A 16,919-nucleotide genomic window follows, 5' to 3' on the forward strand; every position below is an offset into this window, starting at 1 on the left:
TTACGATGAAAGCAATATTTTAAACAAATAAATTTGTAGTGTTGACATCGGTTCGCATATTCGTAATGATGGAATAGAATAGGTAGTGGAAGGAGATGACCGCGATGAATTTAGTAGTGGAGAAGTCAGCGGCTCGTTGGTATAAACAGGAAATGGGTTTGACAGAGGGTGAATCGATTCGCATCTTTGTCCGCCTGGGCGGCTGCGGCAGCGTTCATCCGGGGCTTTCGCTCGGTGTCACTAAGGATGAGCCAAGAAGCATTGGGCTTCGCGAGGACGTAGACGGCATTACTTATTTCATCGAGGAAGATAATTTGTGGTATTTAGATAATAAGTCGCTGCGGATTTCCTTTGATGAGAAGCATGAAGAAATTATTATGACTGTAGAATAGCGGCAGCCGGATGGATCTCATCCTGCTTCTTCTCTCTGCATTAGCCCAAATAATAGACCGCTGAATACCCCGCAAGGGGTATTTTGTTGTTTATCCCCTATGAAGACCTGCAAAGTGATATATATCCGATTTGACAGCCAACCCATTCGTTTGTTATTTTAAATAAATATATTCTTAGTGGTTTAGTTGGTTTAAAAGGGTTGAGGGGGTGCAGGAGATTAACATTGAAAATATCGAGGCCTTTGTCTACGTCATTCATTGCGGGAGCTTCAATAAAGCAGCGGATGCGTTGTATTTGTCGCAGCCATCCGTCACGGCTAGAATTAAATCGCTTGAACACGAGCTTGATTGCAAGCTGTTCGACCGGCAGGGAAAACAGATTCAAATCACGGAGGATGGGAAACGGTTTCTGCCCTATGCGCAGCAGCTGCTGCTAATCTATCAGAAGGGCAAGCTGCATATTAATCAGAAGAAATCGCTTCCTGACGAGTTCCGAATCGGCTGTACCGTATCCGTCTCCAATTATATCATTCCGGACTTATTGCCTCGCTTGAAGCAAAGGTTTCCGAATACGCACTATAAAATCGTTACCAACACGACGGATGAGATCATGAATAAGGTGCTCGGCAAGGAAGTGGATATCGGTTTTGTCCGCAATGTGAACCATCCCGGCCTGCAATCGACGAAGTTCTATGAGGATCCAATCCGGCTCTATGCCTACGACGGACATCCTTTTCTGACGACGGAGAGTTTAACGATTGAAGCGATCGCGGAGCAGCCGCTCGTGTTTTTTGAGTGCGGCTCCTTGGATTGGCTTCGTATTCACCGTATTTTCGAGCATCTGGATACCCCTCCCAACATCCAAATTCAAACGGACAATTCCGAGCTGGCTAAGAAGCTGGTCATTCAAAAGGCGGGCATCGGTTTTCTCCCCGATTTATGCGCCCAGCAGGAACTGCGCGACGGGAAGCTTTATCAGATTCGTGTCCCGGAGACAGAAGGCATATCCCTGCAAACCAATCTCATTTCCCATCATGGGGAGCATCTCGCGTTTCTTGACGCGATTACGGAGATCGGCAAGCAGCTTGCCGAGGAGAAGCGCAGCTTATCGGTAAATGAAAAGCTTTTATAGAAAAGCTCTATTATCCGAAGAGACGGAACCATGGTAAAGTTAGATTGTCAGTTAAGCCGATTGAAATAGTGTGATTAAACATGTTCATCCGCTGCTCCTTCTGAAGCAGCGGATTTTTTTTGCCGAAACCAATGAATCAGACAAATCAATTTACTTATAGAAGATCTCTATAAGAAATGGGATTGACGAAGGCAATCTTTGGATGGTAAAGTGAATGCAACACTAATCCTTACTTAACAGGTAGGAATTATAAGGATTTAAATTATTTTATTCATTGGGGGAAAAGAAAATGAAAAAAGCATTCTTTTTATCAATCGCAATCGTAATGGCACTAACTCTTGCAGGCTGCGGCAGCAACAAAAATAACGCTGGCGCCGATGCGGAAGCAGCTAGCGGAAATGCCTCGAAAGAAGTAACGAAGATCGTCGTAGGAACGGGGACGCAATTTCCTAACGTTTGCTTTATAGACGAGAACGGAAAGCTGACCGGCTTCGATGTTGAGTTGGTTAGAGAAATCGATAAACGTCTGGCCGACTACGAGTTTGACATCCAAACGCTTGAATTTACGAACCTTCTGCTGAGCTTGGAAACGAAAAAAATCGACCTGGTTGCCCATGAAATGGAGAAAAATCCGGAACGCGAGCAAAAATATTTGTTCAACACGGAGCCGTACGCGCACTGGAGAAACAAAATTGTCGTCGCAAAGGACAATGATTCCGTTCAAACGCTGGATGATCTGAAAGGCAAAAAAGTGTTGACGACGGCAACGAGCGCACAAGCGACCATCCTTGAAAACTATAACAAAGAAAACAATAACGCCATTGAAATCGTGTACCAAAACGGCGGAGCTAACGATTCGGTAGCACAAGTAACCTCCGGCCGCGTGGATGCATTTTTGGCAGCCGATTTCACGCTATCGCTTGTCGATCCGAAGAAAGAGCTTAAAACAGTAGGACCGGCGCTTAGCGAAGCTGACATTTTGTTCATGTTCCGTAAAGATGATCCGGAGCAAAAGAAGCTCTCCGACGCGGTTGACGGAGCGATTAAAGAGCTTAAAGCAGACGGCACGCTTGCCAAGCTAAGCTCTGAATGGTTAGGCAACGACTTTACTTCCGAAGAAAAATAAACGCGGGTGAAAGGTGAGATGGCTGGATGGGAGAACCATTTGATATCAGTTATGTGTTCGAATATCTAGTAAAGCTGCTGCCTACCTTGAAAGTCACTCTTCTTATTGTGGTGAGTTCCATCGTAATCGGGCTGGGCGTCGGGTTTATCGTCGCCCTTCCCCAGCTTTATAAGATTCCGATTCTTAGACGTTTTTCGCAGGTGTATCTCTCTTTTTTCAGAGGCACCCCGATCTTGATCCAGTTGTTTTTGTTTTATTACGGTCTTCCTGAAATATTGAAGCTCGTTCATGTAGACGTTGCAAAGGTTCCGGCCTTGTATTTTGTCATCCTCACCTACGCCCTGCACAGCGGAGCCTATATGGCGGAAATGATACGCGCAGCCGTCGGAGCGGTGGACCGCGGGCAAGTCGAAGCGGCTTACTCGGTTGGCATGACAGGTTTTCAAGCCTTTACGAGGATCGTTCTTCCGCAAGCCATGGCGATATCGGTTCCGGTATTCGCAAATCTAGTCATCGCGAACCTGAAGGACACCTCGCTTGCTTTTTCATTAGGCATTATGGAATTGACGGGCAAGTCGCAAACGCTCGCCGTGATGTCCAGGCATTTTGTTGAAACGTACATCTCGCTTGCGATCATCTATTTTGTCATCAGTTTCGGACTTGAAAAGCTGTTCCATCTCATAGAACACAAGCTGTTAAAGCATGAACGCCGTATAGCGTCTGAGGATAAAGAACCTCGTTTGAAGAAAGAGAAAACAAGGAGGCTCGCAATAGGGCCGGGCTTTGGCAGAGGGGGACGGGAAAATGAAGCTTGATTTTGCATTTATATGGACGGCTTTTCTTCAGCTGCTAACCGCCGTGCCGACGGCACTCGCGATAACGGCCGTTTCCGTTTTCTGCGGCCTCATCATTGGTACCACCGTAGCGGTTATACGGCTTTACAAGGTGCCTGTCCTTTATCCGATCGCGGCTTCTTATGTCACCTTTATCCGCGGTACGCCGATGCTGACGCATTTATTGCTTATCTATTTCGGGCTGCCGATTATCGTCGACGCTGTTGCCGGTGCCTTGGGACTATCCTTTCGATCGGTCTCCATTCCAATGATTGGGTTCGCTTATGTATCATTCTCCATCACGGCTGGCGCATATATGTCAGAGGTAGTGAGATCGGGTTTGCTGGCCGTTAACCGCGGACAAATCGAAGCGGCTTACTCAGTCGGCATGACGACCTCGCAGGCCATGCGAAGAATTATTTTGCCACAGGCTTTTGCGGCAAGTTTGCCGAACTTATCGAACATGGTTATTGGAATGCTGCACGGGTCAACACTGGCCTTTACCGTATCGGTCGTGGAAATAAACGCGAAAGCGCAAATCGTCGCGACGACGAACTGGAAGTTTTTTGAGGCTTATTTGGCGGCTGCCATCATTTTCTGGGGATTGACCTTTATCATCGAGCGTCTGACCGCATTAGCCGAGAAGCGCTTTAACCTTTATAACAGAGGCGGTGTCTCATGATTAAGCTGACACAGATTAGGAAGAGCTTTGGACGCAATGAGGTGCTGAAGGGCATCGATCTTACCGTGAAGAAAGGCGAAGTCGTGGCTATACTCGGACCGAGCGGCTCCGGCAAAACAACGCTGCTGCGCTGCATCAACTATTTGGAGAAGCCGAATGACGGCCAGATCTCCATTGATGATTTCTCGGTCAACTGCAAACGTCCGGATAAAAAGGATATTCACACGCTCCGCCAGAAGAGCGCAATGGTGTTTCAGCAATATAATTTATTCAAGCATAAGACGGCCGTCGAGAACGTCATGGAAGGGCTCGTCATCGTGAAGAAAATTCCAAAGGATGAGGCCCGCAAGAAAAGCGTGGAGCTGCTCGAGAAAGTCGGGCTCGGCAATAAGCTGGATGCCTATCCAAGCGAGCTCTCCGGAGGACAGCAGCAGCGCGTTGGCATCGCCCGGGCGCTTGCGCTGAATCCGGAGGTGATCCTGTTCGATGAGCCAACCTCGGCGCTTGATCCGGAGCTTGTCGGCGAGGTGCTTGGCGTTATTCGCAAAATTGCGAGGGAAGGCATCACGATGATTATCGTGACGCATGAAATGGGCTTTGCGCAGGATGTAGCCAGCCATGTGGTGTTCATGGACGGCGGCGTCATTGTCGAAGAAGGCAAGCCGAATGAGATTTTTAATGATCCCAAGGAAGAACGGACAAAGCAATTTTTGAAGCGAATCACACCGGAAGGTGTTTATTCCATCTAACGCATAGAGGAGCGAATCAATATGTCACTCAAATTTGGCATTCTGGATCAAAGCATTATTTTCCCCGGACAGACAGCTTCAGAAGCTTTAGGAAATACCGTTAAGCTGGCGCAGCTCGCGGAAACGCTGGGCTTCGAACGCTTCTGGGTATCGGAGCACCATGATTCCCCAGGCATGGCAGGCTCCTCGCCGGAGGTGCTTATCGCTTATTTGCTGGCTCAAACCAAATCGATACGTATCGGTTCAGGCGGCGTAATGCTGCAGCATTACAGCCCTTATAAAGTAGCGGAAAATTTCAACGTGCTGGCTTCCTTGGCGCCTGGGCGGGTTGAGCTCGGGATCGGGCGTGCACCCGGAGGGCTGCCTCGTTCGACTAAAGCATTGCAGAAGGGCGTTGCGGAAGCGTCGACCTTGGCCGAGAAGCTGACGGAGCTGGAGCAGCTTCTCGTTGCGCCGACCGGAGCGGAGCACCCTCTTGCCGGTTTAGAAGCAAGTCCATTGCCTGTTCACCCGGCTGATATTTATTTGCTCGGCACGAGCGTTTCAAGCGCGGAGCTGGCTGCGGAGAAGGGTTATCCGTATGCTTTTGCCTTATTTATTAATAATGATCCGGATACGGCCCGGAAAGCGATCGAGACGTACCGGAATAATTTTAACCGCTCGTTTGGCGGAGAGCCGAAAACCATTTTGGCTTTGTCCGTTATCGCTTCGGATTCAGAGGAGGAAGCGAATGCGTTAGCCGGGCATTTTAAAAGCGTGAGAGTCACGCTGGCAAGCGGTAAAACCGTCAATGTGGGCTCGCTCGAGCAAGCAAAGGAGTTCGCTCGGCAAGCAGGCGAGGATTATACCGCCGAAGAGCGGGAAGCGGATATTACGAGAGGCACCAAGGAAACGGTTCGGAAACGGCTGCTGGAGATCCAAGAGCAATACGGCGTGGATGAATTCGTCTTTACGACGATCATTCCTGATTTCGCCAAACGCATTCGTTCCTTTGAGCTGCTGAAGGAAGCCTTTGAAGGAGAATTAGTATGAGCGGCTTCTCGGCAGAATCGATAGAGCAGCAGCTAGTAGCTATCCGCAGGCAGCTTCATGAGCATCCCGAGCTGTCCCATGAGGAATTCGAAACGACAGCCGCCATTCGCGGCTGGTTGACGGAAGCCGGCATTCGGATCGTTGAACATGGTCTAAAAACGGGGGTAATCGCGGAGGTTGGCGGCCTACATGGCGGACCGGTCGTAGCCGTTCGGGCAGATATAGATGCGCTGCCGATCCAAGAGGAAACGGGGCTGCCGTTTGCTTCCAAAATACCGGGAAAAATGCATGCCTGCGGCCATGATTTCCACACCGCTGCGATTCTTGGAACAGCCTTTCTGTTGAAGGAGCGCGAGCAGGAGCTGCAGGGCACCGTAAGATTCCTCTTCCAGCCCGCCGAAGAGAAGGCGAAGGGAGCGGGCTTGCTCATTGCAAGCGGGGCGCTTGCAGGCGTGGATGCAGTGTTCGGCATGCATAATAAGCCGGATTTGCCGGTCGGTACCATTGGTATCAAAGGAGGCCCGCTCATGGCCGCGGCAGACGGTTTTGTTGTTGAGGTGGAAGGCCGCGGCAGCCATGCGGCAGTGCCGGAGGCAGGGCTAGACCCGATCGTAACGGCGGCGCATATCATTACGGCGCTGCAGTCGATCGTAAGCCGCAATGTGAGCGCGCTGGACAGCGCGGTCGTCAGCGTGACGAGGCTGCATGCGGGTACGGCCTGGAATATTATTTCCGATAAAGCGGTTTTTGACGGCACGCTGCGCACCTTTAACGAGCAGGTACGCTTGGCTGTGCGGGAGCGTCTGGAGCAGATTGTAAACGGCGTAGCATCAGCCTTTGCAACCAAGGCGCATGTGAAATGGATGGAAGGCCCGCCGGCGGTCGTGAACGATCAGAAATGGGCGGATCAAGCGACTGTGACTGCCGAAGCAGCGGGATTTACCGTCGTGGAGCCGATCCCTTCGCCGGCAGGCGAGGACTTTGCTTTCTATTTGAAGGAAACCGGGGGGCTGTTCGTATTTCTCGGCACGGCAGGCCCGCAGGAGTGGCATCATCCAGCATTTGATTTAGATGAGAAAGCTTTGCCGGTCGCTGCTTCGTTTTTTGCATCGCTCGCTTCGGATGCATTGCGCAAGCTGGCGGATGAGCGCTCGCGAGGAGGACGACCGCATTCCGAAATCATATGACGCCATCGTCGTTGGAGCCGGCTCGATGGGCATGAGCGCGGGTTATGAGCTTGCGGCACGCGGTGCCAGAACGCTGCTCATCGATGCCTTTAATCCACCGCATAACAATGGAAGCCATCATGGCGAGCCTCGTCTGATCAGGCATGCCTACCACGGCGGCGATACGTATGTGAAGATGGCGCTGCGGGCGGACGAGAAATGGCTTGCACTCGAGAAGGCAACCGGGCAAAAGCTGCTGGAGCGTTCCGGTGTGCTGAACATGGCGGAGACGAGCTTTTACAATTACGAAGGCAGGCTGAATGATGCGGTCGCGAACGGCGTGCAGGTCGAACTGCTGAAAGCGGCAGAGATTAACCGGCGGTTTCCCGGCATTCAGCTGGACGATTCGTTCCAAGGCATGTATGAACCGAATGCAGGCTACCTGTACAGCGAGAAATGCGTAGCTGCTTACAAGCAGCAGGCGCTGGCGGCCGGAGCCGAGCTTCTGACGGATACTTTCGTTACGGATATCAAAGCCGGTGCAGCAAGCGTCACCGTATATACGAAGGATGCCGTTTATACGGCTCCTCAGATCATCATTACCGTAGGCGCATGGTTCAAAATGCTTTCGAATCATGTCAAGCTCCCGATCCGCGCGGTCCGCAAGGTCGTTGGCTGGTTCGAAACGAGCTCGCCGAGCTTTGATGCAGGCGTTTTTCCCGGCTTCACCTGGGGAGGAGCGGCCGGCGGATATTACGGCTTCCCGAGTATCGGGGGCGCAGGCATCAAGATTGGCAGGCATGACACGGGAGAGGAATGGCAGCCCGGCGGGCCGATCGCTCCGTTTGGCGCCTATCCGGAGGATGAGGAAGACCTGCGCCGCGCGCTCGATGCGTTTGTGCCTGGAGCAGCGGGCAAGCTTTTGGCAAGCGCGGTATGCAAATACGAGTTTACGCCCGACGAAGATTTCATTATTGATTCGCATCCGGAGCATGCCAATGTGCTGCTTGCCGGAGGGTTTTCCGGCCATGGGTTTAAATTTGCCAGCGTTGTCGGCGAGATTTTGGCAGACAAAATGGAAAGAAAAGATACGGGCTTTGATCTTCGGCTATTCGAGATAAGCCGTTTTAGCAAGTAATGAAGAGGCATAATTGACCCCATTCTGAAGGAGGAGCTTACATGAGCCAGTCCACTGTCGATGTGCAAGCGTATTTGCAAGCGTACGATCAAATCGAGCAAGAAATTGAGGGATTAACTGATGTACAGCTGAAATGGAAGGCTGCACCTGAATCCTGGAGCATAACGGAGGTCCTCGCGCATCTCGTGGATCACAGTATCGTGGTATCCTTCCGCGTTCGGGAAATATTGGCTGGATCCGAAGTGAAATTGCCGTTATTCAACCAGGATGCCTGGGTATCGGGCCAGAAGGCAAACGAGGGCGACGCGCAGGATATTCTGATTGCCGCAAGAGCGCTCGTTCAATATAATAGCCTGTTGTTTAATCGTCTGACGGATGAGGAATGGAACAAAGCAGGCATTAACTTTAAAGGCGAGGCTGTAGCAATAGCTGCGATCGTATCGGCTTTTGTCGCCCATGTTCAAGTTCACTTGGCACAAATCCGCAGGATTAAGCAGGGCGAATTAGGCTCCCTTAATTCCAGCTGCGCCATTTAGCCATTAAAGCGTCTGTTACAATTTTCAGAAAGAGCGGGTGATGATGCATGCCGGAAAATGCAGTGGTTATACGGGGAGCAGAGCTGACGGATCGCGAGGCAACCCGTAATGTGCTGCTCAATGCTTATGGGCAGTATGAGCTGGAGCTTCCCGAGCCGGCTTGGATACAGTATAAAGAAAGCATCCTTGAGGCCGTTGATGGCGCAGCCACAAAGGCGCGGCTGGTCGCGGTGCTGAATGGGGAGGTCGTCGGGAGCGTATTCCTGTTCGATTCCTCGGAGGCGGCTTACGGCCGGCCCGAGCTGGATATTCAATCGCCGATCATTCGCCTGCTTGCCGTATCGAAGAAAGCGCGCGGCTTCGGCGTCGCGACTGAGCTTATTCGCGCAAGCGCCAAGCTGGCAAGAGATTGGGGCGCGGATACGCTGCATCTCCATACCTCAGATATGATGGATTCGGCTGTTCGGCTGTATGAGCGGCTGGGCTTTGAACGTGCGTTCGACAAGGATTTGATAAACGGGGAAACGCTCGTGAAGAGCTACCGGCTCCAGTTGAAGGAAGCGCCTTTGCTGCAAGCGCAATAGCGAAGGGCAGGCGGCAGGAGCGGCATCTCTATAGGAGCTCAGCTAGCTATAAGGAGCTTATGCAGAAGGAGTCGAATCTCGATAGGAGTCCAGCTAGCTCAAAGAGAGGCTTATGCAGCAGAATTCGCATTTTGATAGGAGTCCAGCTAGCTCAAAGAGAGGCCAATGCAGCAGAATTCGCATCTCGATAGGAGCTCAGCTAGCTCTATAAAGCTTTTGCAGCTGAAGAACCTCAAATGGGTGAAGGATTAACTGGCTATATTGCACTTTATACATTAGAAACCTGCCTGGGGAACGTTTAGTCCGGCTGCACTGCAGTTAATGCAGTAGAAAAGCATCATAAGGTCCGCTTTGCAGCCTAGGAGTCTCATTCTGCTGTACAAAGTACAGTGTAGACTCGTTTGGACAGGTTTGCGGTACATTCTGTTGCAGAAAGTACACGGTAAGGTGTGCTCGCAATAGGCGGGAGTGATTTTGCTTCTGTTAAAACGGCTGTTATGAGATTAGTCTTTTAGAAATAAGTCGGGTTATAAACCAATGAAAATCGGGAGGTTGTTTATAATGGCGAATCGCAAACAAATTAAGTTTGGCGCATTGATTCATGGCGTAGGAGGCAATGTATCGGCGTGGCGGCATCCGGAAGTGCCGGCCGATGCGAGCGTTAATTTCCAGTTCTATACCCAGCAGGCGCAGACAGCGGAAGCGGGCAAGTTTGATCTTGTATTTATTGCCGACGGTCTCTACATTAACGAAAAATCGATTCCTCATTTCTTAAATCGCTTTGAACCGATTACGATATTGTCCGCACTGGCTGCTGTCACCTCCAAAATAGGGCTCGTTGGAACGCTGTCAAGCTCTTACAGCGAACCGTTTACGGTAGCGAGGCAGTTTGGTTCGCTGGACCATATTAGCGGCGGCCGGGCAGGTTGGAACGTGGTTACGTCCCCGCTGGAAGGCTCGGCAAGCAATTTCAGCAAAACGGATCACCCCACGCATGACGAGCGCTATAAAATTGCGGAGGAGTACCTCGAGGTGACGCGCGGATTATGGGATTCATGGGAGGACGATGCTTTTGTAAGAGACAAAGAGTCGGGCGTATTCTTCGATCCTTCCAAGCTGCACCGTCTTGACCATAAAGGCGAGTATTTCTCTGTGCAAGGTCCGCTTAATATCGCGCGTTCGAAGCAGGGGCATCCGGTTATTTTCCAAGCGGGCTCCTCGGAGAGCGGCAAGAAGCTGGCAGGCAAAGCAGCAGATGCCGTCTTCACTGGTCATGAAAACATCGAGGATGCGAAAGCTTTTTACAAGGACGTGAAGGACCGCGCGGTTGCGGAAGGCCGTTCGGCTGACGATATTGTCATCCTGCCCGGCATTGGGCCGATTATCGGACGTACGGAAGAGGAAGCGGAGCGCAAGTATCAAGAGCTTGCCGGGCTTGTCACGATCGAGAACGCGCTGAATTATTTGGGACGTTTCTTCGAGCACCATGACTTCTCGCAGTACCCGCTTGACGAGCCGTTCCCTGAACTTGGGGACCTTGGGCATAACAGCTTCCGCAGCGGTACGGATAAAATTAAAAAAACGGCCAAGGAGCAAAATTTGACGCTTCGCCAGGTTGCGCTTCAATCCGCTACGCCTCGCGGACAGTTTGTCGGCACGCCGGAAAAGGTGGCCGATCTCATTCAGCAGTGGCATGAAGAAGGCGCCGCGGACGGCTTCATTATCCATTCGTCCATTCCAAGCGGCTTGAATGATTTTGTGGAACTGGTCGTTCCGATCCTCCAGGAACGCGGAATTTACCGTACCGATTATGAATCCGATACGCTGCGCGGCAATTTAGGCTTGCCGATTCCGACAAACCGCTATACCAAAGAAAAAGAGAAAGTAAACAGCTAATCGAATGGATACGAGTCCGATTTATACGCTGCTGGAGGAACGTGAGCAGGAATGGAAATTGCTTCGAAGGGCATTCCATCGCCAGCCTGAACTGATGTATGACGTAGATCGGACCTCGGAACGAGTAGCTGAGCTTTTAGAGCAATATGGGCTGGAGGTTCAGCGTAACGTCGGGAAGCATTTTGGAAAAGGCGTTATAGGCATACTGCGGGGCGGCTTGCCCGGGAAGACGGTTTTGCTTCGGGCAGATATGGATGCACTGCCTATTTATGAGCAAAACGAGGTCGACTATCGATCGACTATCGATGGAGTTATGCATGCCTGCGGCCATGACGCTCACATGACGATGCTGCTGGCCGCCGCTTACGGCTTAAGCCGTCAACGTGAGCAGCTCGCCGGCACGGTGAGATTCATCTTTCAGCCTGCGGAGGAAGGCGCGGCTGAAAGTCCGTTAGACGGCAGATTGTTAAGCGGCGGCCGTGATCTGGTCGAGAGCGGGGCGGCGGACGGTGTGTCCGCCGCTTTTGCGTTCCATGTATGGCCGGAGCTTCCGGCCGGACAGGTTGCCGTTCACCGCCATTATGCAATGGCAGCCTCCACGCATTTTCGAGTTTCGTTCCGAGGACGGTCAGGTCATCATGGGGCACAGCATTTAGCAGCCGATGCCCTGTTGATGACCGCACATTTTGTAACGGAGTCGCGAGCCGCAGTGGCGAGCGCCGTGAATCCGTTCGAGCCCGTTGCCTTCGCATTTGGCAGGCTGCAGGCCGGAACAGTAATTAATGCCATAGCGGAAGCAGGCGAGGTTGAGGGTACTTATCGTGCATTCGAGCCGCATACGGTTGAACGTATCCGCGGCATCATTGAAAACTGTGCTGTTGCTTGCGCTGAACGGTTTGGCGGCGAGTATGAGGTTAGGTTCCGTATGGGAAAGGCGCTAATCAATCATCCAAAAGCGGTAGAACTGGTTCAGCATGCCGGGAATAAGGCGGCTGGCAAAGACCGCTCCCGCGTGCTGGATACGCCCAGCCTAGCCGGCGAGGACTTCAGCTATTATCTCGACTATGCACCCGGAGCCATGGTTCTTATAGGTATCGGCAATCAAGAAAAAGGAATCATTCACCCGCTGCATCATCCGAGGTTCGAGCTGGACGAGAGTGCGCTCGTACTTGGGGCGAAGCTTTTTGTACAGCTTGCGGCTGATTCTCTAGCGGCTGAACGAAATGGATAGACAACCTGCGCTGTGTAGGCATACTGACGTTTTAGTCAATGTCCAGCGGCGGTTTTTGAGCTTCGAACCGAGGGTATAGAGAAGCCCGCTTGGTTAAACTGGATGTGTACGTCCAATTAATGGAGGGTGCCGTCCGATGAGAATTGAGCTTGGCAGCTGCCTGCTTGAGCAGCGCTTGGCGGAATGCGGGATGTCGAAGGAGCAGCTTGCGGCGACACTGCGCATCAGACCTGAGCGGATTGTCGATTATATCGACAACAAGCGCATTATGCCGTTAAAGGCAGCGATCGCAATAGCCGATACGGTGGGGTGTAATGTCAACAGCCTGTATGAGCTGCATGCAATCACTTGAAAAAGGAGCTTCCTTAGCGCTAACGCCAAGGGAGCTCCTTTGTATATTGGAAGGTGTTCTAAACGTTGGGCTGCCGTACAAATCACAAACGCTAACGTTTACGCCTACGTCTGCGCTTTCTGCGATTTAAATACCGATAGGCTTCGACCGCGAAATCGCCACGTTTATCTTGGTTCGGATTTTTTGACCGTTTATTGTTTAACGCAGCAGCATCGGGGGAATCTCCTGCGTTTCCTGCATTTGCGGCCGCATCGGAACCTGAGTTGGCAGCCGTGCTGCTTGATGATTCGCTTTGAGATTCAGCAGCGGTATTGACAACTACGGATTTAACATTGCCAAAAATAATAGTGCCTTGGTTATTTTCGATCGTGATCCGTCCGATGCAGCAGCTCATAGAAGCCTCAGCGTCCCTTCATAGTAAAAGACTGGTTCCTCTATTTATATGAGCAGCTAGTTTACTATGTATCGGCTCTTTCAGGAGTTACAAATGCCTTTTTTACGTTTCTAATAGAAAATGCTAAACAAAGTTAGCAATGATCGAAAGAAGGGTATTCATAGATAAAACACGGAAGAAGGAACCGAGATGGCAGATTATTTGTCCATATTCATTAAGCTGTTTATTGCATTTGCCGGGCTCTGGTGTTTAACGCGACTGCTTGGCAAAAGGGAAATCTCCCAGCTCTCGCCCTTTGATTTCATATCTTCGCTCATATTAAGCGAGCTTGTCGGCAATACGATATATGATGGTCAGGTTTCGATATGGATGCTCATTACCGCCATGGCGTTTTGGGCAGGGCTTTCGTATTTATTTGAAAAAATAATGGAGTTCAGCAAACCTTTTCGAAGAAAGCTCGAAGGCAAACCGGAGCTTCTAATTATCCATGGCGAAATTGATACGGACGCGCTGCGCCGCAACAGCATTGCATTTGACGAGCTGCGCATGATGCTTCGGCAGCGCGATGTTTTCTCGGTCAGCGAGGTGGCTTATGCCGTTTATGAAACGAATGGGGCGCTCAGCATCCTAAAAAAACCGACGTTTGAGGCCGTGCAGCGCAGCGATCTCGATCTCGATCCGTCTCCCGTCCATTTGCCGAGCAGTCTGATCGAAGACGGTATTCCGCAGCCTGAAGGGCTTGCCGCAATCAATCGCGATGAGCCGTGGCTGCGCCAGGAGCTGGAAGCGCTCGGTTATTCCGATATTCGATCGGTCGCATTTGCCGAATGGACAACAGAAGGGGGGCTGAGGGCAGCCCCCCGATTCGTTAAGGAACATAAAAAGAAATAAAGCTTGTCCGCGAAAAGCTGCAGCACGGGGATAAGCTTGTCCCCAATCGGCGTGAGCGAATACTCCACCTTCGGAGGTGCCAGGCGAAACACCTCGCGTGGGACAAGCAATACCGGCTTTATTTGCATGAAAAAGAAAGGGCTCGACTCCGCGGGGAGTTGGGCTCTTATTTTGCGTGGACATTCTGTGTGGGCTTTCATGGAAGCATTATCCTAATGCAGCGGTTAAAGGAATAATCGGATGCTATCAGCTCCCGATCAGCTGCTCAGCTATTTCATCGGCGGCTTCCGCTGTCGAGATGCCTTGCGCATCCGCCATGCTGAATACTTTCGTCAACGTATCGCTGATTTTTTCCGTTTTCCATTGCGCAGCCGCAGCATCTCCGCCGTCCAGCTCCACGGAAGTGACGATAATGCCGCCTGCGTTGATAACATAATCGGGCGCGTATAAAATACCCAGCCCATGTATCATCTCGCCATGCCGGCTTTCCGCCAATTGGTTGTTGGCTGCCCCTGCAATGATGCTGCAGTTAAGCTGTCCGATCGTATCATCATTCAAAATGCCGCCTAATGCGCAAGGAGAGAATACATCGCACGGCACCGAAATAATGTCATGCGGCTTGCGCGCGCTTGCTCCAAAATCATCGACGGCTTTTTTCAGCAGCTTGGGGTTAATATCCGTAACAACGAGCTGGGCTCCGTCCTGCTTCAAAAAGCGGCAGAGCTGATAGCCTACTTTTCCTAAGCCTTGAACGGCAATGATTTTATTCTTAACCGCTTCGCTGCCGTACGCGCGTTTGAGAGAGGCCTTGATTCCAAGATATACCCCGTAGGCAGTCATCTTTGCGGTCAGTTCGCTTACTGCTCCGAGCGAGCCGGATATATCGGTAACGAACGAGGTCTCGAGCCGGACCCAATCCATATCGGAGACCGTGGTGCCGAGGTCCATGCCTGTAATGTAGGCGCCTTGCAATTCATGAATTTTTTGCCCCAGCGCCCGAAACAGCAGTTCACGCGGGCCTTGGCTCGGATTGCCGAGAATTACCGCCTTGCCGCCGCCGTAGGGAAGCCCCGAAATGGCAGATTTATAGGTCATTCCTTGAGCGAGCCTAAGCGCATCAAGAACGGCGTTTTCGTCACTGGTGTATTGCCACATCCGGCACCCGCCAAGGGCAGGGCCAAGCTTCGTATTGTGTATGGCGATGATTGCTTTGAAACCGATAGAGCGGTCTTGGAGGAAGATAAGCTGTTCATAGCTTTGTTTCATGACGTCCAAGGTAACTCCTCCTTTGAAGCCGGGTGAGCCGTGCTTCCTGCTCCTATTCTATTCAAGCCTGCTCCCCCGCGGTACATGGAACGCGTTTTCCTTTTGAGCGAAGCAAAGGATTATTTGGTATCTCATATCGAAGCTGCAAACGGAAAGGGTATTAGGGTTGCATGAGGAATGAAAGCTTCTGCGCTTCCGCTAAACAAATAAAAACCCGATGCTAATTCGCATCGGGTTTTACGGTATCGCTAGCATTGCCGTATTCCTCAACGGAGCTCCAAGCGTCCGCCTCGTCAAAATGGCTTTCATCCTCTTGTCCGTTGTTGGCTACTCCGTCAGGGGGAGGCGTCATGACCTGCTCTTCCACGGGTCGGTCATCCGACAGCCCGGTATCGGCGGCATGCTCGATGCAGCGCGCAGCGGTTGGAAGCGCCTGAAGCCGTTCAAACGGGATGTCCTCGCCGCAGACGCCGCATTTTCCGTATTTGCCTGCTTGCAGCAGCTCTAGGGCGTTGTTCACATCATCAAGCTGCTGGCTAAGCGTCTCGTCAATGGCCATGTCCCTGCTTTTCTCGAACGTCTCGGTTCCGAGATCGGCCGGATGATTATCGTACGATGACAGCTCGCCGGTAGATATTGCAAGCGAATCGTCTAGTTCGCTATTGGAATCGTTATTGCTTTCAAAATGAGCCGTTAGCTCCGTCTTTTCCTCAGTGAGCCTTTCGTTTAACTCCTTCAGCTGTGCTTTGGTTAACTGCGCCATCGTTGTATCCCCTCTCGCAATTCCTTTCTCCTTCTTACCACGAAGGAGCATAAATGACGCAGCCGCATTAACGGGTAATTGCAACTCCATTTGTTTTTCGATATACTATCTTCGATAGTGATTAATCAATAACAAAAGATTTAGGAGGCAGCATTCATGGCTAAAGACGCAACGACATCCGTTAACCGCAGATCGGACATTATATCCGCCGCAATCGAAGTGTTTGCCGAGACCGGTTATTACAGGGCAACTACAGCTTTGGTGGCTGAGCGGGCAAAAATATCGCAGCCTTATATTTTTCGTTTTTTCCCTACAAAAGAAGCGCTGCTTGTGACTGCACTGGAGGTTTCGTGGGCGCGCATTATTGAATCCTTCCGCCAAGTCGTGGAATCCGCTTCACCAGAGAAGCTGGAGAAGGACCTGATTATCGCATACGAGAAAATTCTTGAAGACCACCGCAATGAGATTCTTCTTCAGATGCAAGCCCAGACGATCCAGGAAGATTCTATTCGCGAAACCATGCGGAATGGATTTCGGGAAGTCCGTCAAATCGTGCTTGAAGCTTTCCGCAAGGCCGAAATCGGGAATCCGGAACAAAGTACGATGTTATTTCTGGCCAGAGGGATGTTATGCAACATCGCGGAAGCCATCGGCATGCCTGAATTAAAAGAAACGTGAGGGAGGCGAAAGAATTCTCCTTCACAACAAGATTAGTTATTGACCAATCAATAACTAAATGATAAGATGACTTCGAGT

Annotated in this window: 20 protein-coding genes; 16 read left to right on the forward strand and 4 right to left on the reverse strand. The window is 51.2% G+C overall.

The window, feature by feature from the left end; genetic code table 11:
* Positions 1-104 precede the first annotated feature (104 nt).
* The 14 genes from MRBLPE1_RS13795 (at position 105) to MRBLPE1_RS13860 (ending at position 12,849) form a co-directional block, all read left to right on the forward strand.
* The gene (locus MRBLPE1_RS13795) at positions 105-392 is read left to right on the forward strand and encodes a HesB/YadR/YfhF family protein (protein WP_364146125.1); all 288 of its coding nucleotides are present in this window, start codon (positions 105-107) and stop codon (positions 390-392) included.
* Positions 393-609: 217 nt separating this feature from the next.
* Positions 610-1,524, forward strand: a complete 915-nt coding sequence (locus MRBLPE1_RS13800; RefSeq protein WP_364147288.1) for a LysR family transcriptional regulator — start codon at positions 610-612, stop codon at positions 1,522-1,524.
* Between the two features lie 289 nt (positions 1,525-1,813).
* Entirely contained in the window at positions 1,814-2,650 is an 837-nt protein-coding gene (locus MRBLPE1_RS13805) for a transporter substrate-binding domain-containing protein (RefSeq protein ID WP_364146126.1), read from the forward strand.
* Between the two features lie 26 nt (positions 2,651-2,676).
* A complete protein-coding gene (locus tag MRBLPE1_RS13810; RefSeq protein WP_364146127.1) occupies positions 2,677-3,465 on the forward strand; it encodes an amino acid ABC transporter permease in 789 nt (262 codons plus the stop codon).
* A complete protein-coding gene (locus tag MRBLPE1_RS13815; RefSeq protein WP_364146129.1) occupies positions 3,455-4,165 on the forward strand; it encodes an amino acid ABC transporter permease in 711 nt (236 codons plus the stop codon). The genes MRBLPE1_RS13810 and MRBLPE1_RS13815 overlap by 11 nt, the downstream gene beginning before the upstream one ends.
* Positions 4,162-4,914, forward strand: a complete 753-nt coding sequence (locus MRBLPE1_RS13820) for an amino acid ABC transporter ATP-binding protein (RefSeq protein WP_364146131.1) — start codon at positions 4,162-4,164, stop codon at positions 4,912-4,914. Before MRBLPE1_RS13815 ends, MRBLPE1_RS13820 begins: the two co-directional genes overlap by 4 nt.
* A gap of 21 nt (positions 4,915-4,935) precedes the next feature.
* Positions 4,936-5,946 carry an LLM class flavin-dependent oxidoreductase gene (locus MRBLPE1_RS13825; protein ID WP_364146132.1) on the forward strand — a complete coding sequence of 337 codons (1,011 nt, stop codon included), beginning with the start codon at positions 4,936-4,938 and terminating at the stop codon, positions 5,944-5,946.
* Complete coding sequence (locus tag MRBLPE1_RS13830; protein WP_364146134.1) at positions 5,943-7,133, forward strand: amidohydrolase; 1,191 nt, start codon at positions 5,943-5,945, stop codon at positions 7,131-7,133. Before MRBLPE1_RS13825 ends, MRBLPE1_RS13830 begins: the two co-directional genes overlap by 4 nt.
* The gene (gene solA / locus MRBLPE1_RS13835) at positions 7,090-8,250 is read left to right on the forward strand and encodes an N-methyl-L-tryptophan oxidase (RefSeq protein ID WP_364147291.1); all 1,161 of its coding nucleotides are present in this window, start codon (positions 7,090-7,092) and stop codon (positions 8,248-8,250) included. The genes MRBLPE1_RS13830 and solA overlap by 44 nt, the downstream gene beginning before the upstream one ends.
* Positions 8,251-8,291: 41 nt before the next feature.
* Positions 8,292-8,786 (forward strand): DinB family protein, encoded by a 495-nt coding sequence (locus tag MRBLPE1_RS13840; RefSeq protein ID WP_364146135.1) that lies wholly within the window; start codon positions 8,292-8,294, stop codon positions 8,784-8,786.
* A gap of 47 nt (positions 8,787-8,833) precedes the next feature.
* On the forward strand, positions 8,834-9,370 hold the full coding sequence (locus MRBLPE1_RS13845) for a GNAT family N-acetyltransferase (RefSeq protein ID WP_364146136.1): 537 nt from the start codon (positions 8,834-8,836) through the stop codon (positions 9,368-9,370).
* A 561-nt stretch (positions 9,371-9,931) separates the two neighbouring features.
* Positions 9,932-11,266, forward strand: coding sequence for an LLM class flavin-dependent oxidoreductase (locus MRBLPE1_RS13850; RefSeq protein ID WP_364146138.1), 1,335 nt, complete (start codon positions 9,932-9,934; stop codon positions 11,264-11,266).
* A 4-nt stretch (positions 11,267-11,270) separates the two neighbouring features.
* The gene (locus MRBLPE1_RS13855; protein ID WP_364146140.1) at positions 11,271-12,497 is read left to right on the forward strand and encodes a M20 metallopeptidase family protein; all 1,227 of its coding nucleotides are present in this window, start codon (positions 11,271-11,273) and stop codon (positions 12,495-12,497) included.
* 136 nt (positions 12,498-12,633) lie between these two features.
* Positions 12,634-12,849, forward strand: a complete 216-nt coding sequence (locus MRBLPE1_RS13860; RefSeq protein ID WP_308998098.1) for a helix-turn-helix transcriptional regulator — start codon at positions 12,634-12,636, stop codon at positions 12,847-12,849.
* A 91-nt stretch (positions 12,850-12,940) separates the two neighbouring features.
* Here MRBLPE1_RS13860 and MRBLPE1_RS13865 read toward each other — a convergent pair whose 3' ends face one another.
* A complete protein-coding gene (locus MRBLPE1_RS13865; RefSeq protein WP_364146142.1) occupies positions 12,941-13,243 on the reverse strand; it encodes a hypothetical protein in 303 nt (100 codons plus the stop codon).
* A 189-nt stretch (positions 13,244-13,432) separates the two neighbouring features.
* On the opposite strand from MRBLPE1_RS13865, the gene MRBLPE1_RS13870 reads away from it, so the two are divergent.
* On the forward strand, positions 13,433-14,134 hold the full coding sequence (locus tag MRBLPE1_RS13870) for a DUF421 domain-containing protein (RefSeq protein ID WP_364146144.1): 702 nt from the start codon (positions 13,433-13,435) through the stop codon (positions 14,132-14,134).
* On the opposite strand, the gene MRBLPE1_RS13875 is transcribed toward MRBLPE1_RS13870, so the two are convergent.
* From MRBLPE1_RS13875 to MRBLPE1_RS13885, 3 genes are all read right to left on the reverse strand, one after another.
* Positions 14,038-14,334, reverse strand: coding sequence for a winged helix-turn-helix transcriptional regulator (locus tag MRBLPE1_RS13875; protein ID WP_364146146.1), 297 nt, complete (start codon positions 14,332-14,334; stop codon positions 14,038-14,040). The two genes, MRBLPE1_RS13870 and MRBLPE1_RS13875, sit on opposite strands and share 97 nt — an antisense overlap.
* Before the next feature lie 46 nt (positions 14,335-14,380).
* Positions 14,381-15,400 carry a Leu/Phe/Val dehydrogenase gene (locus MRBLPE1_RS13880; RefSeq protein WP_364147294.1) on the reverse strand — a complete coding sequence of 340 codons (1,020 nt, stop codon included), beginning with the start codon at positions 15,398-15,400 and terminating at the stop codon, positions 14,381-14,383.
* Between the two features lie 220 nt (positions 15,401-15,620).
* The gene (locus MRBLPE1_RS13885) at positions 15,621-16,163 is read right to left on the reverse strand and encodes a TraR/DksA C4-type zinc finger protein (protein ID WP_364146148.1); all 543 of its coding nucleotides are present in this window, start codon (positions 16,161-16,163) and stop codon (positions 15,621-15,623) included.
* A 156-nt stretch (positions 16,164-16,319) separates the two neighbouring features.
* Between MRBLPE1_RS13885 and MRBLPE1_RS13890 the strand changes: the two genes are divergently transcribed.
* A complete protein-coding gene (locus tag MRBLPE1_RS13890) occupies positions 16,320-16,841 on the forward strand; it encodes a TetR/AcrR family transcriptional regulator (RefSeq protein WP_364146150.1) in 522 nt (173 codons plus the stop codon).
* Positions 16,842-16,919: the final 78 nt, after the last annotated feature.

Source organism: Paenibacillus sp. LPE1-1-1.1 (assembly GCF_040676435.1).
GTDB lineage: Bacteria > Bacillota > Bacilli > Paenibacillales > Paenibacillaceae > Pristimantibacillus.

Coding starts and splice junctions, on each gene's coding strand:
- MRBLPE1_RS13795 (WP_364146125.1), top strand. CDS start 105: ATGAATTTAGTAGTGGAGAAGTCAGCGGCTCGTTGGTATAAACAGGAA.
- MRBLPE1_RS13805 (WP_364146126.1), top strand. CDS start 1,814: ATGAAAAAAGCATTCTTTTTATCAATCGCAATCGTAATGGCACTAACT.
- MRBLPE1_RS13810 (WP_364146127.1), top strand. CDS start 2,677: ATGGGAGAACCATTTGATATCAGTTATGTGTTCGAATATCTAGTAAAG.
- MRBLPE1_RS13815 (WP_364146129.1), top strand. CDS start 3,455: ATGAAGCTTGATTTTGCATTTATATGGACGGCTTTTCTTCAGCTGCTA.
- MRBLPE1_RS13820 (WP_364146131.1), top strand. CDS start 4,162: ATGATTAAGCTGACACAGATTAGGAAGAGCTTTGGACGCAATGAGGTG.
- MRBLPE1_RS13825 (WP_364146132.1), top strand. CDS start 4,936: ATGTCACTCAAATTTGGCATTCTGGATCAAAGCATTATTTTCCCCGGA.
- MRBLPE1_RS13830 (WP_364146134.1), top strand. CDS start 5,943: ATGAGCGGCTTCTCGGCAGAATCGATAGAGCAGCAGCTAGTAGCTATC.
- solA (WP_364147291.1), top strand. CDS start 7,090: ATGAGCGCTCGCGAGGAGGACGACCGCATTCCGAAATCATATGACGCC.
- MRBLPE1_RS13840 (WP_364146135.1), top strand. CDS start 8,292: ATGAGCCAGTCCACTGTCGATGTGCAAGCGTATTTGCAAGCGTACGAT.
- MRBLPE1_RS13845 (WP_364146136.1), top strand. CDS start 8,834: ATGCCGGAAAATGCAGTGGTTATACGGGGAGCAGAGCTGACGGATCGC.
- MRBLPE1_RS13850 (WP_364146138.1), top strand. CDS start 9,932: ATGGCGAATCGCAAACAAATTAAGTTTGGCGCATTGATTCATGGCGTA.
- MRBLPE1_RS13855 (WP_364146140.1), top strand. CDS start 11,271: ATGGATACGAGTCCGATTTATACGCTGCTGGAGGAACGTGAGCAGGAA.
- MRBLPE1_RS13860 (WP_308998098.1), top strand. CDS start 12,634: ATGAGAATTGAGCTTGGCAGCTGCCTGCTTGAGCAGCGCTTGGCGGAA.
- MRBLPE1_RS13865 (WP_364146142.1), bottom strand. CDS start 13,243: ATGAGCTGCTGCATCGGACGGATCACGATCGAAAATAACCAAGGCACT.
- MRBLPE1_RS13870 (WP_364146144.1), top strand. CDS start 13,433: ATGGCAGATTATTTGTCCATATTCATTAAGCTGTTTATTGCATTTGCC.
- MRBLPE1_RS13875 (WP_364146146.1), bottom strand. CDS start 14,334: ATGAAAGCCCACACAGAATGTCCACGCAAAATAAGAGCCCAACTCCCC.
- MRBLPE1_RS13880 (WP_364147294.1), bottom strand. CDS start 15,400: ATGAAACAAAGCTATGAACAGCTTATCTTCCTCCAAGACCGCTCTATC.
- MRBLPE1_RS13885 (WP_364146148.1), bottom strand. CDS start 16,163: ATGGCGCAGTTAACCAAAGCACAGCTGAAGGAGTTAAACGAAAGGCTC.
- MRBLPE1_RS13890 (WP_364146150.1), top strand. CDS start 16,320: ATGGCTAAAGACGCAACGACATCCGTTAACCGCAGATCGGACATTATA.